This window comes from Alteromonas sp. H02 (assembly GCF_059682525.1).
Window position 1 is genome coordinate 965372 of sequence record NZ_CM185021.1, and the last position, 26200, is coordinate 991571.

The 26200-nt window shown below is 49.3% G+C and carries 29 protein-coding genes; 14 read left to right on the forward strand and 15 right to left on the reverse strand.

What is annotated here, in order from left to right:
- Positions 1–7: 7 nt before the first annotated feature.
- The 3 genes from gluQRS to sfsA form a co-directional block, all read right to left on the reverse strand.
- Entirely contained in the window at positions 8–928 is a 921-nt protein-coding gene (gene gluQRS / locus AC566Q_RS04365; protein WP_499614087.1) for a tRNA glutamyl-Q(34) synthetase GluQRS, read from the reverse strand.
- A 117-nt stretch (positions 929–1045) separates the two neighbouring features.
- A complete protein-coding gene (dksA, locus tag AC566Q_RS04370) occupies positions 1046–1495 on the reverse strand; it encodes an RNA polymerase-binding protein DksA (RefSeq protein ID WP_070174721.1) in 450 nt (149 codons plus the stop codon).
- 212 nt (positions 1496–1707) lie between these two features.
- Entirely contained in the window at positions 1708–2412 is a 705-nt protein-coding gene (sfsA, locus tag AC566Q_RS04375) for a DNA/RNA nuclease SfsA (RefSeq protein WP_499614090.1), read from the reverse strand.
- Between the two features lie 32 nt (positions 2413–2444).
- Here sfsA and pepB point away from each other — a divergent pair, with 32 nt between their 5' ends.
- Positions 2445–3722, forward strand: coding sequence for an aminopeptidase PepB (gene pepB, locus AC566Q_RS04380; protein ID WP_499614093.1), 1278 nt, complete (start codon positions 2445–2447; stop codon positions 3720–3722).
- A 22-nt stretch (positions 3723–3744) separates the two neighbouring features.
- Here pepB and AC566Q_RS04385 read toward each other — a convergent pair whose 3' ends face one another.
- Positions 3745–3927, reverse strand: coding sequence for a helix-turn-helix domain-containing protein (locus AC566Q_RS04385; RefSeq protein ID WP_499614096.1), 183 nt, complete (start codon positions 3925–3927; stop codon positions 3745–3747).
- A 117-nt stretch (positions 3928–4044) separates the two neighbouring features.
- Between AC566Q_RS04385 and AC566Q_RS04390 the strand changes: the two genes are divergently transcribed.
- Positions 4045–4641, forward strand: a complete 597-nt coding sequence (locus AC566Q_RS04390) for a YhgN family NAAT transporter (RefSeq protein ID WP_123325672.1) — start codon at positions 4045–4047, stop codon at positions 4639–4641.
- A gap of 45 nt (positions 4642–4686) precedes the next feature.
- On the forward strand, positions 4687–5271 hold the full coding sequence (locus AC566Q_RS04395; protein WP_499617362.1) for a YjaG family protein: 585 nt from the start codon (positions 4687–4689) through the stop codon (positions 5269–5271).
- Here the strand turns inward: AC566Q_RS04395 and rsmD are convergent.
- Positions 5268–5867 carry a 16S rRNA (guanine(966)-N(2))-methyltransferase RsmD gene (gene rsmD, locus AC566Q_RS04400; RefSeq protein ID WP_105934944.1) on the reverse strand — a complete coding sequence of 200 codons (600 nt, stop codon included), beginning with the start codon at positions 5865–5867 and terminating at the stop codon, positions 5268–5270. The genes AC566Q_RS04395 and rsmD overlap by 4 nt on opposite strands.
- Before the next feature lie 104 nt (positions 5868–5971).
- Between rsmD and ftsY the strand changes: the two genes are divergently transcribed.
- Genes ftsY through AC566Q_RS04420 form a run of 4 tightly spaced genes read left to right on the forward strand, consistent with a single transcriptional unit; the run spans position 5972 to position 9579 of the window.
- On the forward strand, positions 5972–7267 hold the full coding sequence (gene ftsY, locus AC566Q_RS04405) for a signal recognition particle-docking protein FtsY (protein WP_499614100.1): 1296 nt from the start codon (positions 5972–5974) through the stop codon (positions 7265–7267).
- A 54-nt stretch (positions 7268–7321) separates the two neighbouring features.
- Entirely contained in the window at positions 7322–8005 is a 684-nt protein-coding gene (ftsE, locus tag AC566Q_RS04410; RefSeq protein ID WP_105934942.1) for a cell division ATP-binding protein FtsE, read from the forward strand.
- Positions 8002–8982, forward strand: a complete 981-nt coding sequence (gene ftsX / locus AC566Q_RS04415; RefSeq protein ID WP_499614103.1) for a permease-like cell division protein FtsX — start codon at positions 8002–8004, stop codon at positions 8980–8982. The genes ftsE and ftsX overlap by 4 nt, the downstream gene beginning before the upstream one ends.
- A gap of 12 nt (positions 8983–8994) precedes the next feature.
- Positions 8995–9579 carry an acyl carrier protein phosphodiesterase gene (locus tag AC566Q_RS04420; protein WP_499614106.1) on the forward strand — a complete coding sequence of 195 codons (585 nt, stop codon included), beginning with the start codon at positions 8995–8997 and terminating at the stop codon, positions 9577–9579.
- Positions 9580–9585: 6 nt separating this feature from the next.
- On the opposite strand, the gene AC566Q_RS04425 is transcribed toward AC566Q_RS04420, so the two are convergent.
- Together AC566Q_RS04425 and AC566Q_RS04430 are read right to left on the reverse strand one after the other, a co-directional pair.
- Positions 9586–10830, reverse strand: a complete 1245-nt coding sequence (locus AC566Q_RS04425; protein WP_499614109.1) for an EAL and HDOD domain-containing protein — start codon at positions 10828–10830, stop codon at positions 9586–9588.
- 130 nt (positions 10831–10960) lie between these two features.
- Positions 10961–12181, reverse strand: a complete 1221-nt coding sequence (locus AC566Q_RS04430; protein ID WP_499614112.1) for an EAL and HDOD domain-containing protein — start codon at positions 12179–12181, stop codon at positions 10961–10963.
- 504 nt (positions 12182–12685) lie between these two features.
- Between AC566Q_RS04430 and rpoH the strand changes: the two genes are divergently transcribed.
- Both rpoH and tnpA read left to right on the forward strand, forming a co-directional pair.
- Positions 12686–13552, forward strand: a complete 867-nt coding sequence (rpoH, locus tag AC566Q_RS04435; RefSeq protein ID WP_489808618.1) for an RNA polymerase sigma factor RpoH — start codon at positions 12686–12688, stop codon at positions 13550–13552.
- A gap of 170 nt (positions 13553–13722) precedes the next feature.
- Complete coding sequence (gene tnpA, locus AC566Q_RS04440; protein WP_105933925.1) at positions 13723–14157, forward strand: IS200/IS605 family transposase; 435 nt, start codon at positions 13723–13725, stop codon at positions 14155–14157.
- Positions 14158–14242: 85 nt separating this feature from the next.
- Here tnpA and purT read toward each other — a convergent pair whose 3' ends face one another.
- From purT to pip, 4 genes are all read right to left on the reverse strand, one after another.
- A complete protein-coding gene (gene purT, locus AC566Q_RS04445) occupies positions 14243–15433 on the reverse strand; it encodes a formate-dependent phosphoribosylglycinamide formyltransferase (protein ID WP_499614115.1) in 1191 nt (396 codons plus the stop codon).
- Positions 15430–16338 carry a bifunctional GNAT family N-acetyltransferase/hotdog fold thioesterase gene (locus AC566Q_RS04450; RefSeq protein ID WP_123326814.1) on the reverse strand — a complete coding sequence of 303 codons (909 nt, stop codon included), beginning with the start codon at positions 16336–16338 and terminating at the stop codon, positions 15430–15432. Before AC566Q_RS04450 ends, purT begins: the two co-directional genes overlap by 4 nt.
- A gap of 75 nt (positions 16339–16413) precedes the next feature.
- Positions 16414–16851: a D-aminoacyl-tRNA deacylase gene (gene dtd / locus AC566Q_RS04455; protein ID WP_105934934.1), complete on the reverse strand. Its 438-nt coding sequence runs from the start codon at positions 16849–16851 to the stop codon at positions 16414–16416.
- 7 nt (positions 16852–16858) lie between these two features.
- The gene (gene pip, locus AC566Q_RS04460) at positions 16859–17800 is read right to left on the reverse strand and encodes a prolyl aminopeptidase (RefSeq protein WP_499614120.1); all 942 of its coding nucleotides are present in this window, start codon (positions 17798–17800) and stop codon (positions 16859–16861) included.
- Between the two features lie 97 nt (positions 17801–17897).
- Between pip and AC566Q_RS04465 the strand changes: the two genes are divergently transcribed.
- The 4 genes from AC566Q_RS04465 (at position 17898) to AC566Q_RS04480 (ending at position 21405) form a co-directional block, all read left to right on the forward strand.
- On the forward strand, positions 17898–18131 hold the full coding sequence (locus AC566Q_RS04465) for a hypothetical protein (RefSeq protein WP_105934932.1): 234 nt from the start codon (positions 17898–17900) through the stop codon (positions 18129–18131).
- A 2-nt stretch (positions 18132–18133) separates the two neighbouring features.
- Positions 18134–18784 carry a DUF2959 domain-containing protein gene (locus AC566Q_RS04470; RefSeq protein WP_499614123.1) on the forward strand — a complete coding sequence of 217 codons (651 nt, stop codon included), beginning with the start codon at positions 18134–18136 and terminating at the stop codon, positions 18782–18784.
- 132 nt (positions 18785–18916) lie between these two features.
- Complete coding sequence (locus tag AC566Q_RS04475) at positions 18917–20473, forward strand: sensor domain-containing diguanylate cyclase (protein ID WP_499614126.1); 1557 nt, start codon at positions 18917–18919, stop codon at positions 20471–20473.
- Positions 20461–21405, forward strand: coding sequence for an EAL domain-containing protein (locus AC566Q_RS04480; protein WP_499614129.1), 945 nt, complete (start codon positions 20461–20463; stop codon positions 21403–21405). Before AC566Q_RS04475 ends, AC566Q_RS04480 begins: the two co-directional genes overlap by 13 nt.
- Before the next feature lie 48 nt (positions 21406–21453).
- On the opposite strand, the gene AC566Q_RS04485 is transcribed toward AC566Q_RS04480, so the two are convergent.
- Together AC566Q_RS04485 and metF are read right to left on the reverse strand one after the other, a co-directional pair.
- Positions 21454–22347, reverse strand: a complete 894-nt coding sequence (locus tag AC566Q_RS04485; RefSeq protein ID WP_499614132.1) for a virulence factor BrkB family protein — start codon at positions 22345–22347, stop codon at positions 21454–21456.
- A 94-nt stretch (positions 22348–22441) separates the two neighbouring features.
- Entirely contained in the window at positions 22442–23335 is an 894-nt protein-coding gene (metF, locus tag AC566Q_RS04490; RefSeq protein WP_499614135.1) for a methylenetetrahydrofolate reductase, read from the reverse strand.
- Positions 23336–23601: 266 nt separating this feature from the next.
- On the opposite strand from metF, the gene metJ reads away from it, so the two are divergent.
- Positions 23602–23934, forward strand: a complete 333-nt coding sequence (gene metJ, locus AC566Q_RS04495) for a met regulon transcriptional regulator MetJ (protein WP_123326806.1) — start codon at positions 23602–23604, stop codon at positions 23932–23934.
- Positions 23935–24034: 100 nt separating this feature from the next.
- Here metJ and AC566Q_RS04500 read toward each other — a convergent pair whose 3' ends face one another.
- Both AC566Q_RS04500 and AC566Q_RS04505 read right to left on the reverse strand, forming a co-directional pair.
- Entirely contained in the window at positions 24035–25210 is a 1176-nt protein-coding gene (locus tag AC566Q_RS04500; protein WP_123326805.1) for a pyridoxal phosphate-dependent aminotransferase, read from the reverse strand.
- A gap of 31 nt (positions 25211–25241) precedes the next feature.
- Complete coding sequence (locus AC566Q_RS04505) at positions 25242–26063, reverse strand: sulfite exporter TauE/SafE family protein (RefSeq protein ID WP_105934926.1); 822 nt, start codon at positions 26061–26063, stop codon at positions 25242–25244.
- Positions 26064–26200: the final 137 nt, after the last annotated feature.

Here is a 26200-nt window from a genome sequence, read left to right on the forward strand (position 1 = left end):
CTACTCCTTAACTCTCAGGGGCGTTATGATAAGTAGATTCTGCCCCGTCGACAATAATTTCATGTCTTTTCGGTATTTTATTATACTGCCAGGCCGCTATCGCTGCATTAAGTAATGCCGATATCGTGCTGTGATTTTCTGCAATATTGCTGAATCCAAGAAAGCTCAGTGCATGTTGCAGGTTTTGCAGGGCGCGATTGTTATCCAGTGGCCGGGCATGATTTTGTTTGCTTAGTTTACGCCCTGACGAGGTCGCTGCAACCGGAATGTGTGCATAAAGCGGCGGTTGAGCGCCAAGTTGACGGTACAGGGTCAGGTGCGCGGCGGTGGTGGTTAACAAATCGCTGCCCCGTACAATGTGATTAACGCCCTGGGCAATATCGTCCACCACGACCACCAGATTATAGCTGTGCAGCCCATCGCGCCTACGCAGCACGGTATCTTCCAGTGCATGGGGATCGTTTATCACTACCGGGCCGAGTAACTGATCGGTAAAGGTCGTCACCGGTTGGTCGCACTTGATTCTGAGCGCATTGCCCTCTGGCGGTAACTTTAGATCACGGCATGTGCCCTGATAAACGCCGCCGGACGCTTTGATTTGTTTGCGGGTGCACTGGCAGGCATACAGCGCCTGTTGCGCTAACAAGGTTTGTAGTACCTCATCGTAGTCACTTAACTGTGCAGACTGATAGCGTACATCGCCATCCCAGGTAAGCTCGTGGGCAGCTAAGCAGTCCAGAATACTGATATCCATCCCAGCAATACACCGGGGGCGGTCAATATCCTCCATTCTGACCAGCCATCGGCCCTGATTGGCTCTGGCATCAAGAAAGCTGGCTAATGCGGCAATTAACGAACCAAAATGTAATGGTCCGGTAGGTGAAGGCGCAAAGCGGCCGGTATATGAGGGTTTGCTGCAGTGAGTCACGTGGTTAAACACTGTGGTAATAAAAGACGCAGGCCAATAGCCCTGCTAAAACGGACTTGATATAAAAGACGAAGTAAAATACCGGCCAGTTACTACAACACTGACCGGCAATTGTCATTAACCCTGGAGCTGCTTTTCTTTAATTTCAGCCATGGTTTTACAGTCGATACACAGATCGGCTGTTGGACGCGCCTCAAGACGACGAATACCGATTTCAATGCCACACTGGTCACAAAATCCGAAATCATCTTCTTCGATGCGTTTCAGGGTCTTTTCGATTTTCTTGATCAGTTTACGCTCACGGTCGCGGGTGCGCAGTTCTAAGCTGAACTCTTCTTCTTGCGCGGCGCGGTCTACCGGATCAGGGAAATTCGCTGCTTCATCCTTCATATGAGTAACCGTGCGGTCTACTTCTTCACGCAACTGGTTACGCCAGGCTTTCAGTATTTGACGAAAATGCTCCATCTGAGCATCGTTCATATACTCTTCGTCATCTTTTGGCTGATACGGGGTGAGCCCGGCTAGTGCCAAAAGACCAAGGGATTTGGTTTCTTTCTCAGCTGGCATGTGTCACTTCTCCTACACTACGACACCCTAAATGTACCGAAATAAAACAAATATCTATAACAGAATAGTATTGTACAGGCAACGTAAAGTGTCTATGTCTGACGAGGTAAACATGGTGCTGGATTGTTTACCCCATGGTTGTACCCGAGGGTACCTGCTTATTTCAGCAAGGCGCAAATATGACGTCCATTTCCTAAAAATCAACTCTTTTTTTACAAAATAACAGGTAGTGACTGATTTATATTGATTTTTTCTTGGCTGATTTGGCAGCCTACGGCGAAAACCCTGACCCCATCGGCTGCAGCCTGACGCACTGCAATGGCGTATTTCGGGTCGATATGCTCGGCGAGACGGACATTTTTAATGCCGCTGTGCTGAACACAGAACAATAAAGCGGTGGCGACGCCCTGACGAGCCAGTATGGCCAGTTCTTCGGCGTGTTTTGTGCCACGGCTGGTCACCGCATCGGGAAAGAAGCCGTCATTACCCTCGGCCAGAGTGACCGATTTTACTTCGATGTAGAGCGGCGTATTATCACTACGGGTAACACAAAAATCGAAACGGGAGTGGAAATCCGGCGGGCTGACTTCCCGTTTAATCTCGGTATAGTCTGCTATTCCCGGCAGTGTGTGGGCTTCCAGCGCACTCTGAACCAATTTGTTAGCGCGGTGCGTATTAACGCTTATCCAGTCTCCCTGAGGGATGACCGCCAGTTCCCATGTGAACTTTAGTTTACGCTTTGGGTTATCTGAGGGACTGACCCAGGCGGTAAACCCCGGCTCGGCACAGCCGGTCATGGCCCCGGTATTCGGGCAGTGAGCTGTGATCTGCTCACCGGAGTCGAGCAATATATCGGCAAAAAATCGTTTATAGCGCTTAAGGAGTGTGCCGCGTAACAAAGGTGAAGTAAACTGCATAGATAAACCTGACAATAATAGTAAGGAGCATTATGACTGACATGAAAGTGAAGATCACGAGCAACCCGGCCCCTGCGCATTGGGGAGATAAGGCGTTGGTAAGTCTTTCCGGCAACGACATCACCATCCACATCAGGGATGACGCGGACCGTCTGCGCAGCATTCGTAAAGCGGCAAGACAGATAGACAATCTCGGGATCCCTTCAGTCACGCTCAGCGGCGAATGGTCGGTTATTGAACAGGTCACCTTTGTCATGAGCTTTTCAAAGGCGCGTAACCCTGGTGAAGTCACCTTGTGCGATAACACTGAGCGAGCTGAAGCTGAGCGCCAGGTGACGGCGATGATGTTTACCCGTAAGCTGACCAATGATACGCCTGAACAGCTTTCGCCGGTTGGCCTGGCACAGGAAAGCGCTGACTGGCTGCAATCACTAAACGGGGATGCGGTAACCTACCGGGTAGTGAGCGGTGAAAAGCTCGCTGCTGAAGGCTGGACCGGGATATACAATGTCGGACGCGGTAGTGAACGTCCTCCGGCTATGCTGGAACTGGATTATAATCCTGGCGGTGATCCTGAGGCGCCAGTGGCGTTTGCACTGGTTGGTAAAGGAATTACCTTCGACAGTGGTGGCTACAGCCTGAAATCCAGCGAAGGGATGCTGGACATGAAATGCGACATGGGCGGTGCGGCAACCGTTACCGGCGCGCTGGGGCTGGCTATAATGCAGGGGCTTAATAAACGGGTGAAGCTGTTTTTATGCTGCGCTGAAAACCTGGTCAGCGGCCATGCTTACAAACTGGGTGACGTACTGACCTACAAAAACGGCGTGAGTGTGGAGATTGTTAATACCGATGCTGAAGGCCGCCTGGTACTCGCCGATGGCCTGATTGCGGCTTCAGAATCAGCAGCTGGCTGTATCATTGATGCGGCGACACTGACCGGCGCAGCTACGGTAGCGCTAGGATATGACTATCATGCGGTATTCAGCCTCAATCCGGTGCTCAGCCAGTCGTTTTTAAGTGAAGCACAGACCCAGCAGGAACTGTTCTGGCCATTACCACTACAATCGTGGCATCAGGAAAAGTGCCCGTCTGCCTTTGCTGATACGGCTAATAGTCGTCCACAAAAAGGGGGCGGTGCTGGCGGCGCGTCGAATGCGGCGGGCTTTTTATCACGCTTTGTTAGCCCAACAGACAGCTGGTTGCATCTGGACCTGGCTGCTGCCTATCACGGCAGTGCCAATAGCGAAATGCCGGCAGGCGCCACAGCGGCCGGCATCAGAACCCTGGCGGCATTTATCGGCCAGTAAGTGAAAAGTGGTTACTCAGTGGTCACAGGCCGCCGAGTCGTTCTGCTAAGGTTTTGTATTTTTCTACTTCAACAGAGTCGAACAAGGGATTGCCGTTAGCGTCTGTCTCTTTTGCAACGAGCAAACTCTCACGTTGTAGACGCTCAACGCGAATTTCCTGAACATCAAGAAAATCCGCAACCTCCTGGACTGTCATTAAACTCATAAATGCAACCTGCATTGTGAAAGCGGTACAAAGAGTAAAGCGCAAAAAGCTAAATTTGTGAAATAAACTTTAAATATAGGTAAATATTGCCTGTGTTTCGATGGGAGACAAACCATTATGGATACCTGGTCGGCAGCCGTCATGCTGTTCTTAATTATGGATCCGCTCGGCAACCTGCCCATATTCATGTCTGTGCTGAAGATGATCGAGCCAAAACGCCGACGCATCGTGCTGATACGTGAATTGTTATTTGCCCTGGTTATTTTGTATGTGTTTCTGTTTAGCGGTCAGGCGGTGCTGGACTTTCTGAACGTGAAACAGGAAACCGTCAGTATTGCCGGCGGGATTATCTTGTTTTTGATAGCGCTTAAGATGATCTTTCCTAAAGCCGGAGGTAGTCCGCTAGGGCTGGCTGCAGGCGAGGAGCCTTATATTGTACCGCTGGCTATCCCGTTGATTGCCGGACCGTCAACACTGGCAGCTCTGATCCTGCTTTCTAACCAGAGTCCCGATCGCATGGGGGACTGGTCACTGGCCCTTGGCGCCTCCTGGTTGGTGAGTGCCACCATACTGCTATTCTCCGGTGCCTTTCACCGGGTGTTGGGTGAGCGTGGTTTAACGGCCATGGAACGCCTGATGGGTATGATACTGGTAATGATAGCCATCCAAATGTTTTTAGACGGTGTGGGTACTTATTTTTCTCAGGTGGGTTAATATGTGCCCCAATATTATATGGCTTCAGATTGAACAACAGGCGTTATCTTGACAACTAAACTCTCAACATTCGCCCAGGTGCGGGCTTTGGAAGGCGCTGATGCGATAGCGTTCAGTGCTGCGCTGTTGCAGCGTATGGTACCCAATTATCAGCTTTTTTGTGAGCTTACGGAGTTTGCCGAACCTGATACCCTGGCAAAGTGCCTGGATCTTATCTGGGAATCCTTGTGCAGCCCGAAGAGTAAGATTAACTTCGCCACGCAACTGGAAAAAGTGGAAGAGGCAACGCCGGATGTCAGCGATTATGACTCTTTTGGAGTGTATCCTGCGCTGGATGCTGCCATTGCCATGTCGTCGGCCATTAACCTGATTATGAAAGTGGATCCCCACGGTGCCGTGGTTGTCAGTAAACTGTCCCAGGGCAGTGTTGAAGCTTATCTGCTGGCCAGCGGAGAAGCCACGGAAGACGATGTTAAAACCCATCCACTGATGCAGTTTGAAATAGCCATACAACAGGAGTTGCTCGACGCCGTAACCACCAAAGCGCCAATGACACAGAAAGTAGCAAAGCTTAAAATCATTGCCGCCAGTGAAGGGATCAGCAATATTGGCCTCGAAATAAACCCTTAAACCGTTGCGTTGGTATACTCAAGCAGACAATAAGCCAGCTGGCCTGTTTGCTTTTGCTTGATTACCTCACAGCCCGGAGGCAGGGCGAGTGCCGGCCCATTGATTTCCTGCTCAACATAAATCAGCGCGTTTTCGGCAAGCAACTGATGCTTATAGAGCGCAGCCAGACAAGGATTGACTAAATCATGGCCAAAGGGCGGGTCGACAAAAATTATATCGAAGGGAGCGCTTAGCGTTGGTAATACCGCCATTGCATCGTTACAGTGAACCTCAGCACCGGCTTGCAGCGTATTGAGATTAGCTTTTAACTGTTTGGCTGTGGGGGCATGTTTCTCAATAAACACGGTTTCTCTGGCATAGCGGGATAACGCCTCTAATCCCAGGACACCGGAGCCGGCAAAAACATCGAGTACCCGGCTACCCTGGACATGGGCCATAAGCCAGTTAAACAGTGTTTCGCGGGTACGGTCGGTACTGGGGCGTAACCCTTCAGCATCCAACACGGGTAACCGGCGACCGCGCCACTGGCCACTAATAATGCGTACGCTGCCACTTTTCTTGTTATGGCGTGAGGTTGGTTTTGCTACTCGATTCATTATGCCAGTCGATGGTATTATGTGCTGATGCAAGCAGCACGCTTAAATTAATATTCAGTAGTTTACCGCACAAAGCGGTTTCTCAGTAAGGAATTGTCAACACAATGTCTAAACTCTTTGGCTGGTTTAACAAAAACAAAAATGAAAATAAAACCCCGGAACCAGCAACTAATCCCCCACAAGAAGAAACGTCAGACAGCAATGAAGTCATAGCTGTTGAAAAAGAACTGCCTGAGCCAGAGCCGGTTGAAGAAGCGCAGCCGGACGTAGCAGATGAAGCCGACCAACCCCGCAACCCGGTTGGATCCGCAGCCGAGGAAGTATCAACCGATGAACCGAAAACTTCGGAAGAGCAGGTGGTTGATGCGGTAGAAGCTGCACCGCAGGAACAGGTAACACCTGAACCAGAACCTGAGGTTGAGCAACCGTCGGTAACGCAGGCTGTTGCAGCTGAAAAGAAATCGTTTTTTGGGCGCCTGAAAGCCAGTTTATCGCGCACTAAAGCCAACCTCGGCAGCGGTATCGTTAGTCTGTTCCGTGGCAAGGCTATCGATGATGAACTGTACGAGGAGCTCGAAACGCAGTTGCTGGTGGCCGATGTGGGCATGGATACGACCCAGAAAATAATCGACCGTTTGGTGGAAGGCGCTAAACATTCACAACTGAAAGACGGCGATGCGCTTTACGAATTGCTTAAACAGCAACTCAGAAGCATGCTCACTGCCGTACAGCAACCACTACCGGAGGTGATTGCCAATCACGATAAAGCCCAGGGGCCTTTTGTTATTCTGATGGTTGGCGTTAATGGGGTAGGTAAAACTACCACCATTGGTAAACTGGCCAAGCAGTTTCAGCAGCAGGGCAAAAAAGTCATGCTGGCAGCCGGTGATACTTTCCGGGCTGCGGCGGTGGAACAGTTGCAAGTGTGGGGGGAGCGTAACAATATTCCGGTTATCGCCCAGCCTACCGGTTCAGACAGCGCTTCGGTGTTGTACGATGCCTTGCAGTCTGCTAAAGCCAAAGGGACTGATATTCTTATCGCCGATACCGCCGGTCGCTTACAGAACAAAGACAACCTGATGGAAGAGTTGAAAAAAGTGGTGCGGGTAATGAAAAAACTCAACCCGGATGCGCCCCATGAAGTGATGCTCACCGTTGATGCCGCTACCGGCCAGAATGCAATTAGCCAGGCGAAACTGTTCAGGGAAGCCGTAGGCCTCACCGGTATTACCCTGACCAAGCTTGATGGAACAGCCAAGGGCGGGGTGATTTTTGCCATTGCAGATAAATTTGGTATTCCTATCCGTTATATCGGAGTGGGTGAAGGCATTGATGACCTGCGTGGATTTAACGGCGACGAATTTATTGATGCGCTGTTCAGCGAGGGTGAGAAAAGTTAATCTGGTATTGGTTAATCTTAATAAAAACAACAGACAGAATAGTCAGGATCCTTGATGATCAGATTTGAGCAGGTAAGCAAAACGTATCCCGGCGGCCAGCGAGCGCTGTCTAAAGTCGACTTTCACATAGCCCAAGGCGAAATGGCATTTCTCACCGGCCATTCCGGGGCCGGTAAAAGTACCCTGCTTAAACTGATCAGTATTATGGAGCGTCCTACAGTTGGCCGGGTGCTTATTAATGGTCACGATCTCAACGTCATTAAACGGCGCCAGATTGCTTATATTCGCCGTGATATCGGCATGATATTTCAGAGCCATCAACTGCTGATGGATAAAACCGTTTTCGATAACGTGGCATTGCCCCTGGTTATCGAAGGATACAGTCACAAAGAAATTGCCAAGCGGGTGGACGCCGCGCTGGAGATGGTAGGGCTGCGTAGTAAAGCACGTAATCTACCCATAACACTGTCTGGCGGTGAGCAACAACGTGTCGGCATTGCCCGGGCAGTAGTCAATAAACCGCCTCTGCTGCTGGCCGATGAGCCAACAGGTAACCTCGACCCCAAATTATCCATGGAAATTGTCCGCCTGTTTGAAGATTTTAATCAGGCGGGGGTTTCGGTACTGATAGCCACCCACGATTTGGGACTCATTGCGCGAATGCGTTATCGCACCCTGACGCTTAAGAACGGCAAAATGATCACCGACGGTTTAACAGACGGCGAGGACGGACTATGAGTATTTTGTTTAAAGGCCGTAGTCAGGGCGCCAGTGAGCGTAAAATCAATATTGCTCAGCGCTTTGTCATGTTCTTTGTTAATCACATTCGTCAGGCATTGGGAAGTCTTGGCGAGCTGTGGCGGCAGCCCGCAGCATCGCTGATGACTATTGGTGTGCTGGGATTAAGTATTACCTTGCCCAGTACGCTGTACATTCTGGTTAAGAACACCGAAAAAATCAGCGCCGGCTGGGAGCAGGCGGCGGAGATTTCGCTATTTCTCAAAGACCAGACCAGCGCCGCAGAAGCACAACAGCTGCTCACCCGCTTACAAACCTGGTCGGAGATCGAACGCGTGGTTTATGTTCCCGCTGATGATGCGCTGGAGGAATTTAAACAACTGTCCGGTTTAGGTGATGCGGTGAAATATCTGGAAGCCAATCCGCTACCGGATGTGGTGCTGGTGACTCCCGGCGAAAAGCACACTGCGCCAACCGCAGCGCAGATGTTGCTGGAGAAGCTTCAGCAACAACGTGAAGTGGATATGGGCAAGCTGGACATCGAGTGGCTGGAGCGGCTCTACGGCTTTCTGCAAATCGCTACCGAGCTGGTTACCATCATTGGCGTATTGTTATTTATTGCTGTGATCCTGATTGTTGGTAATACCATTCGCCTGAATATACTCAATAAGCGGGACGAAATCCTGGTGATGAAGCTGGTGGGGGCTACCGACGGCTTTATTCACCGGCCGTTCCTCTACACCGGATTTTGGTATGGCTTGCTGGGAGGCATAATCGCCTGGATGGCGGTTATTATTATTTTGTGGTGGATGGACAGCAGCATTCAGGCGTTTGCCAGTTTATACGACAAGTCTTTCCACATTACCGGCTTAACCGGTTCGGCGCTGCTTACCATGTTGTTTTTGTCGGTGATGCTGGGGCTGGTGGGGTCGTTGATTTCGGTGCAACGGCATGTGCGAGAAATTGAGCCGCAGTAACCTTTTTTCGTTATGAACTATCTGGCCCATTTATTTTTAGCCCGGCCCACTGCCGACTCCTGCTTCGGTAATTTACTGGGTGATTTCCGCCGTGGTGTTGATCTTAACAGCTATTCCAATGCGGTGAGAGCGGGTGTTGCTAACCATATCTTTGTGGATAAATTTACCGATTCGCACAATATCGTGCGTCAGGCCCGTAGTGAAGTTTCTGCCGGGCGCAGGCGGTTTGCCGGTATTATGCTGGACGTGTTATTTGATCATTTCTTAATCAAGCACTGGTCACTTTACAGCGAAGAAAGCTTCACGGTGTTTAGCCAGCGCGCCTATGATTGTCTGGGACGGCGCGTCAGCATAATGCCCGAGAATATGCAGGCAATGGTCGGGAGTATGCTGACTCATCGTTGGCTGGATACCTATAGCCATTTGCAGGGCGTTGAACGGGCGCTGGAGCGAACAGCCAGTCGCATTCGTTTTAAGCACAATTTTCATGGCAGTATTGAGGACGTACAGCAAAATTATGCGCTGTTTGAACAAACGTTTCTGACATTCTTTCCACAATTGCTAGCCGCTGTGCGCCAACACGGCGTGGAAGACTGAGCGACCTTATTTGTCGATGACCTGCTTTTTCGGGAAGTAAGACGAAATGGTTTTGCGTACCCCGTTGCCCCACACAATGGCCTGATTGTAAAAGCTGTGCAGGTATTTCTGGTCGATGTTGAGCTCTCTGGATTCACGGATCACATTCATCCACAGCGCCCCTTCAAAGGCACGAACCAGTTTCAAATAGTGATTGAATTCAGCCGATTTGCATAGCAGCGCATCGTTAACTTCGTCGGTCAGCGGGAGCTGGCGTAAAATATCCGGCATTTCCTGATCAAGCAGGGCATCGAGTAACGAAAACAGGCCAATTAAAAAGCCAATTGGCGGATCGGAATTAAGTCCACGCTCCTGAGCGAGCAGATCGAAGAACTTAGCCCGCACCAAAGACATATGCAGCAATTCAAGCGGCTTGTCGTCGCCTAAATGAGCCAGCGACAACAAGGCGATGAATTTCTTAATTTCCACCTCGCCCATGTAGTTGAGCGCATGCTTTAATGAGGTGATCTTGTAGCGTTTATTAATAGTGGGGTTATTAATAAACTTGAGTAATAAAAACGACAGAGCGGCATCGCGTTCTACAATCTGGTTAATGCGCTCCAGATTAAACTGCGAGCTGGCGCTTTCGCCCATCAGGTCAACCAGGTTCATTTTTGATGCCGGCAGCTGACGTTGCACGGTTTTTTCCGGCGTCGCAAAGAAGTAGCCCTGGAATAAATCAAAGCCCAAATCACGACAAACAACAAAGTCGTCGTGGTTGCTGACATTTTCCGCAACCAGTTGAATGCTCGATTGCAGAAAACGGGGAATGTTCTGTTCAATCACGCTGTAATTGGCTTTGTGCACATCCACTTTAAGAATATCGATAAGCGGAAAGATAGAGTGCTGGCCGCTGATCATCGCCGGATCATCTATTGCCAGTTTAAAGCCCAGTTGTTTTACATGTTTGCAGGCATCAACCAGCGCCGCTTGTTGCGCCGGATATTCAGATAGTTCAATGACGACCGTATCAGGGTTCAGAGTTGCGGGCAGACCAGCAATCAGTGTGTCGCTATGAAAGTTGATAAACGAGGTTTTATCGCCGCAGATATCATCCAGGCCCAGGGTGTGAAAATGCTCCGCTATGTAGCGGCTCTTTTCATTATCGTGGGTCGGGTAGGTACCGGATTTACCATCCCTGAACAACAGTTCATAACCGAAAACGTCCTTTTCCCGGTCTAGAATTGGCTGGCGTGCGATAAATGCAAACATTAAAATCATTATCCTTGTTATACAGTTGGCCTTAATAACAGGCCTATACAAACTTTAACCGATGGTTAACCTTTGATCCATCTTTAGTTATTCAAAACCGACTGATCCGGCGCAATGTTCTGCGCGATAATTAGTTACGTACTTCATTTTGCAAAGCCGCTGCCCAGCTGAGCGCATTGATATAAATTTCGTGCAGCTGCTTTTGGGTGAGGCCGAAACGCGTACTAATCGCTCTTACAATACCCCACTGGCCGCGTTCAAAGGCGGTGGCCAGTTGTAAACATTGTTTCAGATGATTGTTTTCACCGCATAAAGCGCCACTGACATCAGCGGGAAGCGGTAATTTGCTCACCAGTTCGCGCATTTCCTGTTCCATCAACGTATCGATAAGTGACAGCATGCCGGTAAGAAAACCACTGTTTGGTTTGCTTTGGTCTTTCATCGCAACCAGGATAAGCTCACAAAAACGGGCCCGCACCAGACTCATGCTGAGGATTTCACCGGGCTGGCCGTCAGATAAATTCGCCAGTGACAACAGGGCAATAAACTTGCGCACTTCCAGCTCACCCATAAAGGTCATGGCGTGTTTCAGCGAGGTGATTTCGTTACGCTTATTTACTGTGGGATTATTAATAAACCGCAGTAACAGGTAGGAGAGAGAAACGTCCCGCTCCAGAATAGCGTTAATGTTTTCAATGTTGAGTTCAGCCGCTGTGCTTTCTTTTAATAACTCGAGCATATTGACGGCTGACGAGCTCATCTTACGGTGACGGATAACTTCCGGGCGGGCAAAAAAGTAGCCCTGAAAATAATCAAAGCCCAGTTGCCGGTAATAATGGAACTGCTCTTTGGTTTCCACCCGTTCAGCCACTAATTCAATGTTATGGGCCTTCAACACGGGCACCGTTTCACGAATTTGTTGGTCCGTGACGGTAGTGATATCAAACTTTACGATACTGATGAGCGGTAACAGAACCTGCCATTTTTCCTCAAGATCGTAATCATCCAGTGCCAGTCGGTAGCCCTGAGCGTTAATTTGCTCACAGGCCTCCACCAGGTCATCACTCACATCAACGGTTTCGGTTATTTCAATGACCACATTCTTCGGGTCGAGACTGGTAGGAAAGCGATGAAGCAGCGTATCTGTATGAAAATTAATAAACGCCAGCGCGCCGTTGGTTACTGCTTCCAGTCCTACATTCAGATGACTGGCGGCGAGTATTCGTGAAGTCGCTTCGTCGGGCGATATATTGGGGAAACAGTTTTTCTCTCCGTCCCGGAATAACAACTCATAGGCATATAATTGTTGAGAGGTATCAACAATTGGCTGGCGCGCTACATAGGCAAACATCCGATCCCCATATCATGCAGTTCAGCGCAATTCATTTGCGTTTATTGATCTTGTTCTGTCCAATGGGGGTAATATACGTCGATTAGCGCTAATAATCACCTGTCCAAGGCAAATTTTCACAGTTGATGGTGCTATTCACCGGTAACCGATGGTCAATTAAGGTTTTGTCTGAAAGCGCTGCCAACAGAAGCCGGTCATCTACCGATAGAGGCTGCTATGCATGTGGCAGTAACAAAAAGTTACATGATGGTTCCGGTTAAATATTGCGCTGAAAAAGTGGTTTTTCTACACTCTTCATCCGGTTAGCTATCGTTGACGTAAAAATTTGAACTTTTTTATGATATCGGGGTCTTGATAAGTATGGTATTAACCCCTATATTTCGTTTTTGATTGGTTGATGCGTCGCCGCCTGAGGGCTGCGAAAATGCTACCAACCTAAGCTTCGCAAACTAGCATTTTTGTTATTGGATTAAGTGAAGTAAACAGGATTTTTTTGAGGTGACTATGAGCGTGGGTACAAGTAAAAACTTACAATCAATGGCCCTGTCTGTTCCACACAATGGAAGTATTGAAGGTTACATTCAGGCTGTCAGCACGATCGACATGCTATCCGCTGACGAAGAGCGCGAACTGGCGCTACGTCTGCGTGAAGATGAAGATATCGATGCGGCACGTAAGCTGGTAATGTCTCACCTTCGCTTCGTTGTGCATATTGCCAAGTCTTATTCAGGGTATGGGTTGCCTCAGGCAGACCTTATTCAGGAAGGCAATATCGGTCTGATGAAAGCGGTAAAGCGTTTTGACCCGTCAGTGGGTGTACGCCTGGTTTCTTTTGCCGTGCATTGGATTAAAGCTGAGATTCACGAATTTGTACTGAAAAACTGGCGCATCGTTAAAGTGGCGACCACTAAAGCCCAGCGTAAATTGTTCTTCAATCTGCGCAAAGCGAAAAAGCGTTTGGGCTGGTTTAGTCACGAAGAAGTGCAAACCGTGGCAAATGAGTTGGGTGTCAGTACGAAAGAAGTACTGCAAATGGAAGCGCGGATGAGCTCTCAGGATCAGGCTTTTGATTTGAGTGCCGATGATGACGAAAACGGCAGCTTCGCTCCGGTTCAGTACCTGGAAGACAAATCAGAAGACGTCGAGTCAAGCGTAATCAATGATGACTGGGATGCAAACGCCACCAAGCGTTTATACTCAGCCATGAAAACGCTGGACGATCGGAGCCAGGATATTATCGAAACGCGCTGGTTAGCGGACGATAAAACTACCCTGCAGGATCTGGCAGATAAATATCAGGTATCCGCTGAGCGAGTCCGTCAGATTGAAAAAAATGCAATGAAGAAACTGCAGGCTGCCATGGCAGGCTAACAGTCTCTCTTCTAAAAAAACAAAAAGCGCCCTGGTTGGCGCTTTTTTTGTTTTCAGCCCTAAACCACCTACTTCAGTAGGTGGTTATCATTCATGGTAGGGCTTTGCCCGTATACCTACCCATGTTAAATCTCCCTTTGATTTTTAGCGAAGTCAAAAAGGAAATTAACATGAGTAGATACGAGCAAGCATCGCATGTGTTCTGGCGATGTCAATATCACATAGTTTGGACGCCGAAGTATCGGTTTAGGGTTTTGAAGAATAAATTAGGCAAAGATGTTTACAGGTGTATTCACGTGTATTGCCAGCAACTCGGCTGCATAGTAGTGGAGTTGAATGTACAGATTGACCATGTCCATCTGGTAGTAAAAATTCCTCCAAAGTTATCCATATCGAATTTAATGGGAGCTTTAAAAGGAAAAATAGCATTGAAGCTATTTAGCAAATATCCGCATTTGAGAAAGAATAAGATGTGGGGCAACCACTTTTGGCAAAGAGGCTACTTCGTTGACTCAGTTGGGATAAACGAAGAGATCATAAGACGGTATGTTCGTCACCAAGAGAAGGTTGAAAGACAAGAGCAAGCTCAGCTAGCCCTTGAATAGAAGGCCCCCTTTTAGGGGGTTAACGCAAAGCCACCTTCTTTAGAAGGTGGATTCTTTACATGTGCAGGTTTATTATCGGCGTTGGTTAATCTTTACTGATGGTGATATCCACCAGATCGGCTGCTTCACGGGCCGTGGCAACGGCAGACTCAATGGTCTCGCCACGAGCCAGTGCTACACCTAAACGGCGCTTACCGTTGATGGTGGGCTTGCCAAACAGGCGTAAATCAGTCATCGGTTGACTGAGAGCCTTATCCAGGTTGCTAAAACTAATGCGGTTGCCCTCACCAAAGCCCAGGATGACCGCTGAAGCGCTCGGGCCATAACAGCTCACATCCGGTATGGGTAACCCCAGAATCGCCCGGCTGTGCAGAGCAAACTCTGACAGATTCTGCGAAATCAGTGTGACCATGCCGGTATCGTGTGGGCGCGGGGAAACCTCACTAAAAATCACCTCATCACCACACACAAACAGTTCAACACCAAATAAGCCATAGCCACCCAGTGCCCCGGTAATTTTATCCGCTACTTGTTGGGCTCCCGACAGCGCAGCGTCGCTCATCGCGGTGGGTTGCCAGGAATACTGGTAATCGCCGTCTTTTTGTATGTGGCCAATGGGCGGGCAGAATGTTACGCCTTGCCGCGTGCGTACGGTCAGCAAGGTAATTTCGTAGTCAAAATCCACATGCCCTTCAACGATCACTTTGCCCGCTCCGGCACGGCCGCCTTCCTGGGCATACTGCCAGGCGTGTTCAATATCGTCAGGGCCGGTGAGTCGACTTTGTCCCTTGCCTGAGGAGCTCATAATAGGCTTCACAAAGCAGGGATAGCCGATGGCCTCTATCGCAGCGACAAATTGTGCCTTATCGCTGGCGAAGCGGTATGCCGACGTTGGCAGGCCCAATGTTTCTGCGGCCAAAGTGCGAATGCCCTCGCGGTTCATGGTGAGATTAACCGCATTGGCGCTTGGCACTACGGTAAAGCCTTCTTTTTCGAGTTCAACCAGCTCAGCGGTAGCAATCGCCTCTACCTCCGGTACGATGAGATCCGGTGCTTCTTTCTCTACTACTTCGCGTAGCGCTTTAGCATCCAGCATAGAAAACTGATAGCTGCGATCGGCTACCTGCATGGCCGGAGCATTGGCGTAACTGTCGCAGGCAATAACCTCGCAGCCCAGGCGCTGGCATTCAATTACCACTTCTTTACCCAGCTCACCGCTACCCAGTAGCAGCACCTTTTTAGCCTGAGGTGTAAAAGGCGTACCTAGTGTTGTCATTTGTCGTCCTCTTTGGGCAATACCCAGTAAATACCGTGAAACTCCGCTACTGGCTGGGTATCGTCAAGCACTTCAACTTCCAGCTCCAGTCGGCATTTTTTACCTTTTTCCAACAGGGTGAATTTGCCTTTAAGGCGTTCGATATTACACACTGCGCGAGGCTTCATAGTGATGGGTTTATGATAATGGATATTGCCATCGCCAAGCACGATGTCGCCATCCAGACCTTTATTCTTGAGCTGCAGAAAAATCATTCCCCAGCCGGTTAAAGTGGCCAGCGAGAAAATACTGCCGGCAAACATGGTGCCGTGGATGTTAATGTTTTTATTCAGTGAGGCCCGGGTTTCCAGCGTCTTGCCGGTATACTGATGCAGCTTGATGCCCATATGCTCAGTAATCGGGATGGTCTCGGTCCAGGTATTCTGCAGTTCCTGGCACCATTCGGGGTGTAACACCAGTAAAGAAAAATCGTCCAGCTTCTTCACCATTTGCTGGCGTTTCAGCAGGCCCAGCTCATTAGGCGCCTCCCGCTCTACCTTAAAACCACAGGCCTGGAAGAAATCAATGGATATCTCGCGGCTGTTGGTTACAGCACGAATGGCACCCAGTTCACGGGCCACTGCTTCCAGTGCGTTAAGCATAAACTGGCCGAGCCCCCGGCGCTGGTAGTCGCTGTGTACTGCGATATGGCGGATTTGCGCTTCTTCGGCGGTGTTTAAATGCACCCGGCCACAGGCAATAATATCGCCGTCATTATTCACCACCATGCGGTGTTCGCTGACTTGCTCGTACTCGTCTCTTTCTGAGCCCGGAGGGAAATTCCATGGCTGGCGCAAATACTGCCAGCGGAAATGATAATAAGCCGCCAAAGCATCATCGGTTTGCGGTGTGACTATTTTGAACACAGCCTTACCTCAAATTAAATTAGGGCCCACATTAAATCTTAAGGCTCTACCAACAGCAAGAGGCGAACCGGAAAATTATACCTGTAGATGGAAGGTGACCGGACCATTATTGATTAACTGAACCTGCATGTCGGCGCCAAACTGCCCACTGGCAACAGGAATATCCATAGTTTGTAACCGCTGGATAAACGCTTCATACAAGGCGTTGCCTAACTCTGGTGTGGCACCGCGAGAAAAGCCTGGCCGGTTACCTTTGCGGGTGTCGGCTACCAGAGTAAACTGCGATACGACCAATACGGCGCCGCCAGTTTGCCTGATATTCAGATTCATCTTGCCATCTTCATCACTGAATATACGGTAATTTGTTAACTTCGTGGCGAGCTTTTCCACTTCAGCCTGGGTGTCATTTTTTTCCACACCCAACAGGATGAGGATCCCCGGGCCAATCTCGCCCACTGTTTCGCCCGCTACGGTCACGCAGGCTTCGTTTACGCGTTGAATGAGTCCAATCATAGATGTGCTAGCGCTTTAAAATAAATTGATGGGTTGCCTCGCGCAGTGCCATAGCAATTGCTGGTTCAGCACTGCTGTGGCCTGCGCCGTCAATCAGCAGTAACTTACTGTCTGGCCAGCGCTGATGCAAGACATAGACGCCCTGAGGTTTGCAAACCGTATCACAGCGGCCGTGAATTATCCTGCCGGGAATGCCGGCCAGGCGATGCGCCTGCTGAAGAATTTCATTTTCGCTGATAAAGCAGCGGTTGGTGATGTAGTGCCATTCCAGTATTGCCAGGCTCAGCATCAACGGGTGGGCAGACTCAGGTCGCACCTGCTGGCCCGGTGAATGGACCCTGGCAATCGCTTCTTCCCATCGGTACCAGCGGATAGCCGCCTGGTGACGCCGGCGCTCATCCACCTCTGAAAATACCTCGCTGTAATGAGCCAATACAGCGGTAAAACTGGTGGGGCTGTCAACTTCTTCAATAAAGCGCTGGTAAGCATCCGGGTAGATTTGCGCTGCTCCGCCATCAGGGGCCAGAAACCATTTAAAATCTTCTTCCCGCGCCAAAAAAATACCACGCAGAATAAGCCCGCTCACTGTTTCAGGCTCGCGGACCGCCGCAAGCAATGCCAGAGTAGTGCCCCAGGAACCGCCGAACATAAGCCAGCGGGTGATGCCGAGATGTTCGCGCAGCCGGGTTATATCGGTAAGTAAATCCTGGGTGGTGTTATGGCTCAGCGACAGGTAGGGTTGAGAACGCCCGCAGCCGCGCTGCTCAAAGCCAATAACATGATAGGCACTGAGGTCAAAAAAGTCTCTGTAGCGAGAGCCTAATCCGGCGCCGGGCCCGCCATGGATAACCAGCACAGGCTCGCCGTTCGGATTGCCACTTAGCTCATAGTAAACCCGATGGCCATCGCTGCCGGGAAGTAAACCATGTTGATAGCACACGCCGGACATAGACAAGTTCTCTTACAAATCAGAAAGGTGAAATGATTGTATCTCAACCCTAATTCATTTAGTTTAAACAGTAAAAGAGTATTTAACCGGAGTTATCATGGCTGGACAAGGTTCTGGCGGCAACGTAATTGCCGCGATTTGTAGTTTCTTTATTCCTGGTTTAGGGCAACTGGTTCAGGGTAGGATCATGGCGGCTTTATTCTTCTTTGTAGTGACCGCCGTAAGTTATGCCCTGGGAGCCACGGTCATTTTGTTCTTTATGTGGTTTGTCGGCGCAATCTTTCACCTGTGGGCTATTATCGACGCGGCCAGGTTCAGAGGTGTTGATTAACCATGAACAGGTTATTGAAAGCCAGCCTGGTTGCGCTGTTATTAGGCTCTGTAACAGCTTGTCAGAGTGCCTATTATGCCGCCTGGGAAAAGGTGGGGGTAGAAAAACGTGAAATTCTGGTTGATCGGGTGGAAGATGCCCGTGAATCCCAGCAAGATGCTGAAGAGCAATTTACCTCAGCACTGGAAGAGTTTTCGGCGCTTATCCAGTTTGATGGCGGCGATCTGGAGGAGGCGTATCAGTCTCTTAACGACCAGTACGAAGCCAGTAAGTCTGCTGCCGGGGACGTAACTAATCGGATTGACAAAATCGAAAGTGTTGCCGAAGCGCTGTTTGATGAATGGGAAGCTGAACTCGAAGAGTACAGTAACGCCAGTCTGAAACGCACCAGTAAGCAAACACTGTCCGAAACCCGGCTTAAATACAACAAGATGGTGCGCGCCATGCGCAAAGTCGAGAGCAGTATGCAGCCGGTATTAAGTACGCTGCAGGATAACGTGCTGTTTCTCAAACATAACCTGAATGCCAGTGCCATTGGTGCGCTGCAAGGTGAGCTCAATAATATCGAGCGGGACGTTAAAACCCTGCTAACCGATATGCAAAGCGCCATTGCTCAGTCCAATGACTTTATCGCCGATATGAATGGCGGTTAAGCCGACATAGATAACCTTTCATCGCAATTCTTACTGCGATAGCAGTAAGAATTGTTCTTAATCAATATCCCTGCCTGATAACTTATGCATGATTGCCGCCAGTGAGAGTAGAGGTGGTAGTGATAAATTGCGATGAATGCATTAGTTGCAAAATTAAAGAAATTGTCTGATTTTGTTGGTCAGACCCGCGGACAGGAATATTTCGAACTGTTAGTCCTGGCGTTGTCAGAAATTATCGAATGTGATTTCGTTTTTATCGGACAGCCTAACAATCGGGCTAACCGTTGTTCAACGGTGGCGGTGAGTGCCTTTAGCCGCATTGAGGAAAATTTTACCTACGAGTTAAAGAATACGCCCTGCGAAGCGTTAACCAACACCGGTGTGTGTTGCTACCAGAGCAAGGTGGCGGAGCTTTTCCCTAAAGATCAGTTACTCAAGGATATGCGTGTTGAGTCGTATATCGGCATGCCGTTGTACAGTGCACAGGGTAACGTGTTGGGGATACTGGTGGCTATGCATACCGCCGCGATAGAAAGTGAAGCCGAGATCACCGCTTTATTTGAAATAATCGGTTATCGAATTGCTGCTGAGCTGGAACGGGTAGAGCAGGATCGATCACTGAATATGCTGTCGTCGATTTTCAGTAATTCAGCCGAAGCTATGTTAGTTACCGATGCCGACTTAAAAATTATTGAAGTTAACCAGGCCTTTTGCGATATGTTCGGTTACAGCCGCGCAGAAGTGCAGGGACTTGAACCGCAGTTATTTTCCTCCGGTTTACATGATAAGTCCTTCTATCGGAATTTCTGGTTAAAAGTGTTTAAAAAAGGTGTGTGGCAGGGTGAGATAAAAAACCGCCATGCCGACGGCTCAGTACTTGAACAATGGGTTTCGGTGAACCAGGTTCGTGATGATAATGGCCACATTCATCATTATACTGCGATCTATACCGATTTAACTGAGCTCAATAAAGCCCAGGCAGAAAACTTATACCTGGCCAACACCGATCCGCTCAGCGGTTTGTCGAGCAAATCCTTTCTGGCTGAAGAGCTCAAATCGCCGGGCTGTAAAAGCTTGTTGATAGTGGGAATCGACGGCCTCAGGTACCTAAATGATGCATACGGCTTTGATGTCTGTGATGAGCTCATTCGCAGTATCGCCAGAATTATAAAGGAGCAGGTGCACGCCGACAGCTACGTGGGCGGCGGCCCGGGTAAATTTGTATTGTTGTTTAAACGGCCAGTGGACCTTTACGCCGTGGCTGAGCAACTGCGAATGCATTTTCGCCATCATCAGGTGTCGACAGCGGATATCAGCGTTTTTGTCTCGCTGTCTTTTGGTGGCGCCCGGGGGAAGACCGATCTGCTGCGGCTAGGCGTCACTGCACTGCGCCAGAGCCGGGAATCAGGTGATTTAAAATGCATTGTACTGGAACAGGATGCCATTGCGGCGGAAAGTCAGCAGCACTTACTGTTTGTTGAAGCCAACAATATTATTCACAGCGCGGTTAATCAGCAGCTTATCGTGCCGTATTTCCAGGGGATCCATGATAATCAGTTGGGCATTGTTACCCATTATGAAGCGCTGGCTCGCATTCACTACAACGACCAGGTGCTAAGCCCCTACAGCTTTATCGATGCTGCCAAGGTGGCAGGCATGCTGCCAAGGTGGCAGGCATGCTGCCGCTGATTACCCGCCAAATGGCCCGCCAGGCGTTTAAAGTCATGAGTCATCATGATTATACCTTTTCACTGAATATTACCGAGTTTGACCTCAATGCTCAGTATCTGCAGCGCTTCCTGATGGAGTTGTGTCAGCAATACCAGATTGCACCTCAGCGGGTAATTCTGGAAGTACTGGAGGGTATCAGCAGTGCCGGTAAAAACAGTCATCTGAAACAGCTTAAAGCACTTAAGCATGCCGGCTTCAGGCTCGCTATTGACGACTTCGGTACCGAGCATTCTAATTTCGAGCGGATCCTCGACTTAGAGGTCGATTACCTCAAAATCGACGCCAAATATATTAAGCATATTCACAACGACGCCAAGAGTTACGAAATCGTCAGGGCACTCAGTTTCTTTTGTCGCAACAGCGGAATAAAGTGCATCGCTGAATTTGTGCATTCCATCGAAGTGCAACAGTGCTTGTTGGCGCTTGGTATAGACTATAGTCAGGGCTTTCTGTTCTCGCGGCCGGAGTCATTCGGCGAACACCAGGAACAGGGCGAGGTAAAGGTGGAATTTGATGAGCTTAATCCTAATCTGGTGCATTTACAGCTAGATGGGCATATACATAAAGCCATGCGTTTCACCGACGCATTCCGGCGCTGTCTGGCTGAGCGGGAGCAACCCGTTGCTTATGGATTGTTTGATTTCAGGCATTCAGATTATTTTCAGATGGGGGAGTCAGATCTTGTCGACCGTGCGCGTCTGGCTGCAATCGAGCCTCAGTATCAACAGTTTGAAAAAGTCGCTTTGCTGGTGGAGGGGCAGTATTCGCAAAAGATGGCGGCGGTATGGTGCCGGCATGTGAAGGAGGTGTTTGATGTACGTTGTTTCGTTGATGAAGCCTCTGCCCGGCAATGGCTGCTCCCAGATGCCCGACTCAGCTTAATTGCGTAAGGTTAATATGCAGAAGCCGCCCGGAAGACGGCAGGCAGTTGATGACCCTTAACCTTCCGGGATATCGCTCACGTCATTGTCTGGCTTATCATCCTGCTCTGCGGGGAAGGCTTCCTCCAGACTGCAGGTAAATTCGGCGCCTAACAGCACTACAATCCACGACAGGTAAATCCACAGGAACAGCAGTGGCAACGCAGCCAACGCGCCATAGATAACCTGATAAGACGGAAAGCTGGTAACGTAAAAGGCAAAGCCCTTTTTACTGAGTTCAAACAACATGGTGGCCAGCACCGCTCCGCCTAAGGCGTGAAGTACCGGGACCCGGCGATTCGGCACCAACATGTACAAAATGATAAACGCTGCCAGGGCAGTAAAGCTTGGCACCAGTTCGAGCAAAAACGTGCCCAGCCCTGGCGTATATTCTTCAGCAAACTCGGCAAGGCCTACCAGATAGGAGGTCATAACAACGCTGGCCCCCATTAGCAGTGGCCCGAGGGTAATCACCATCCAGTAAATAGCAAAGGTGTAAATAATCGGCCGTTCACTCTGGGTACGCCAGATGCGATTAAGCGTTTTATCCACATTGGAAATAAGCAGGATGGCAACAAATAGCAGGGAGAGAATCCCCACAGCCCCCATTTGCGATGCGTTACCCACAAAATCGCTCATGTACTCATGCACCACATCACTGGCAGTAGGGACAAAATTACTGAAGATAAACTGCTCTAGTTTATTGCGTACGGTGGCAAAGGCCGGAAAGGCCGACAAAATGGTAAAAAATACCATGATGAAAGGCACCAGCGACAACAGGGTAACGTAGGCGAGGTGGCCTGCGGATATAGTAATATTATCCGTTTTACAGCGGGTGATGAACGTTGTAGCGAATTTTTCCAGATTGGGCTGGTATTGCTCCCAACGGGCGCGTAAATCTGATAATGCCACTCTTGTTCCCTGTCAGTTCAACTATATCAATAGTCTACCTGCGCTGGGTGAGGGAGCAACCGTTTTCTTAGCTGCCCCTGGATAAGTTGGCCTACTAGCCGCCGTTTTGCGGTTTTACGCCCAGCATGTGACAGATAGCGTAGCTCAGCTCACTGCGGTTAAGAGTGTAAAAGTGGAAGTGCTTAACACCTTCTTTCGCCAGTACCTTAACCTGTTCCATAGCGATGTTAGCACCCAGCAGATTACGGGTGGTTTGATCGTCAGCATCAAGGCCTTCATACAGTTTGTGTAACCAGCCGGGTACGTGAACGTTGGTGAAACCAGCGAACTTCACCAGTGTCTGGTAGTTGGTGACCGGCAGGATACCCGGCACGATGTCTAAATCGATACCCGCAGCGGCCGCTCTGTCGCGGAAGCGCAGAAATACGCCGGTATCGAAGAAAAACTGGGTGATTGCTTCGCTGGCACCGGCCTCAGCTTTGCGCTTGAGATTAAGCAGATCAAACTGGGCATTAGGGGCTTCCGGGTGTTTCTCCGGGTAGGCGGCAACCGAAATATCAAAGTCGTGAACGTCTTTTAACAGAGCAACCAAATCAGAGGCGTACATATCGGTCTTTTCAACGCCTTTGGGTAAATCGCCACGCAGGGCGACGATACGGCGAATACCTGAATCCCAGTAATCGCGGGCAATCTGGCGTAACTCGTCGGCTGTGGCATCAACGCAGGTAAGGTGCGGTGCGGCGGTAACGCCCGTTTGTTGCTGAATACGCTTTACTACATCATGGGTACGATCGCGCTCGCCACTGTTGGCGCCATAGGTTACGGACATATACGCAGGATTTAACGGCGCCAGACGCTCTACAGACTTCCACAGGGTCTTTTCCATGTTCTCGTTACCGGGTGGAAAAAACTCAAATGACACATCGATGTCGCGTAATTCTGACAAAGACTGATTTAGGGCATCGATCCCCTGCGCGTATGACACCATGGTGATAAATTCTCGATTGGACGTTTAGACGTCTAAACTAAAGAATATATGTCTAGACGTCAAGCAGTTTACACTGCTCAATTGATGTTTTCTGTGGTTTAATACCTTTATAGCGAATATTTTGGTTAAATTGCGCTGTGAATACAGCAGCATGACGAACTGGGTGGCCGCACCAATGCCGGGTTATCCGAGTCGTTCAGGAATTTGCTGTACAGGTATAAACAAAGTTTCTTATTACAATAATGATAGCAGAGCTGGGAAAGAGCATGGCAAAGTGGGACGGAAAATATATTTACCCTTACGCAGAGCACGGTAAAAAGAGTGAGCAGGTTAAAAAGGTCACGGTGTCGATTCCTATCAACGTACTAAAAGTACTGACCGATGAGCGTACCCGTCGTCAAATCAATAACCTTCGTCACGCCACTAATTCTGAATTATTATGCGAAGCCTTCGTCCATGCTTTTACTGGACAGCCACTGCCTGATGATGAGGATTTGCGTAAAGATAATCCGCACCGGATACCGGCTGAAGCGCGTCGCATCATGGAAGAAATGGGCATTGACGTGGATTTCGAGGAAAACGAACTCGACAACGATTAGTCCATGCTCAATAAGCAATGAAAAAGGCCGCTTTTACAGCGGCCTTTTTGCTTCCGGAGTTTTCTGTCGTTACATGCGGTCCAAGGGACCGGGTAGCGGCTTAAGCCTTAATGGCTTTATACATTTCATCCAGCGCTTTTGGCACCGCAGCCGCGTATTTCTTAACATCTTCAATGCGACCGGTACTCACCCGTGACCATTGCTGATAGGTACGGTACTGACCACGAATAAGGACGTCCTGTTCTTCCATCGCTTTGCGGAATGCGTTGGCGTCGCCGTCGTCACCGAGATTCACAAACACAAAGTTAGTGGTTGATGGTAACGCGCTTAAGCCGTTAGCTTTTACCGCATCCATGATGATGTCGCGACCTTCTTTGACTTTCTGGCGCGAGAAATCCTTAAAGGCTTCATCGTTGTAGCTGGCAATTGCAGCAGCCAGACCAGCCTGGTTAATTGAGTAACCACCCAGACCATATTTGTTAATGAACTCCATGTTCTCTTCGCTGCCGAGCATATAACCAACCCGCATACCGGCTAAGCCATAGATTTTCGAGAAAGTGCGGGCAACAATGATGTTATGACCTTCGTTGATCAGTGGGATCATTGAATGCTTAGGACCATCTTCAATCAGCTCGTTATAGGCTTCATCTACCAGTACCAGTGTCTTTTTCGATGCCTTGATACAAAACTCGCGAAGTTCCTTTGGATCCAGCAGTTTGCCGGTAGGGTTATTCGGGTTACAGATGTGTACCATGGCAATGTCATCATCAATGGCATTGTAGATGGCATCCAGATCGATGCTCAGATCGGCTTTGTTAGGTACGCGCACTATTTCCGGACCGCCCTGACGAACAGGGGCCATTGACGTGGTGTCCCAGAATAAGTCTGGGCCAAGAATCTTACCTTTACTGGTTGCAGCAAAAGCTGCAAAAGCCAGGATAAGGCTTGAACCAGCGGTAATTGACACATTTTCCGGCTTCAGGCCGTTTGATTCAGCCAGCATATCGCGTAAATACATGCCTGCACGGTAGGCGTAATAAGCACCACCGGTGCTGCTTGCTTCGGCAATGGCTTTGAGCGCCATATCACTTGGACCATAAGGGTTTTCGTTGGCGTTCAGTTTTGCTACGCCCGGGGTTGGTCCATACATGATTTTAGGCGATTTCATTGGTTGCGCTGCGGCCAGGCCTGCAGGCGTGATAAGACCCGTAGCACCAGCGGCTGAAGCGGCCAGTGAGCCTCCTAAGAATAATCGTCTTGATGGATTATAAGTCATTGACTGTTCCTCTTATTTTAATGTGTGAGCTTTATAACGCTTTGGCAAACATAGCGACTGACACAATCACCAGGTAAATACCAAACAGGCGTTTAAGCATTTTTTCACTAAAGCTGTGTGCCATTGATGCACCAATCGGTGCGGTCAGAATTGAACCAATACTGATTGCTAGCAGAGCCGGTAGATTTATATAGCCAACCGTGCCAACGGGCATGCCCTGTGGATTGGTGTTTTCCATAAACAGGAAACCAATTGCACCGGGTAAACCAATTAAGAACCCAACACCAGCAGCCGTTGCTACCGCTTGTTGAATGGTACGGCGACACATCACCATGGTGATAACTGTCGGCGTGCCACCACCAATACCAAGCAGTGCAGAGAAGCCACCAATGATAAAAGCAAGAACACTTTTGCCCACGCCTTGTGGCATCGAAAAAGTCATACCGGGACGAACTACAAATTCAGGAAACAGGAAGTAAACTGAATAGAGTAAAACGCCGCCGGCAAAAACCATTGTCAGGCCATTACTGCTGGTGTGATTAGCGATGGCTACACCGCCAAGCACGCCGAGTATGATCCATACTGACCATGATTTAAGCATGTCAAAATCGACTGCCCCACGTTTCTTGTGTGCTAAGACTGAACGAGCACTGGAAATAACAATGGATGCCAATGAGGTACCAATAGCTACTTTTACTAACTCTTCAGAATTGGGGGTAAAGAAAGGAAATACGGCGAGAAGGGCTGGGACTACAACAAAACCTCCTCCGTTGCCAAAAAGGCCAGAAGTTATGCCTGCGACCGCGCCCGCAACGCACAAAGTGAGGACGAACCAGACGAGTTCAATCTCCATAACAACAGTGCTCCACTAGTTAAATAATTATTCGGTTTTTTATTATTTTTATACGGTAGAAATTATAACGTTTTGTGCGGTTTGTCGCCTTGATAGCGATGAGTGACCTGATAAAGTCGACCAGCCTAGAGGCTGGT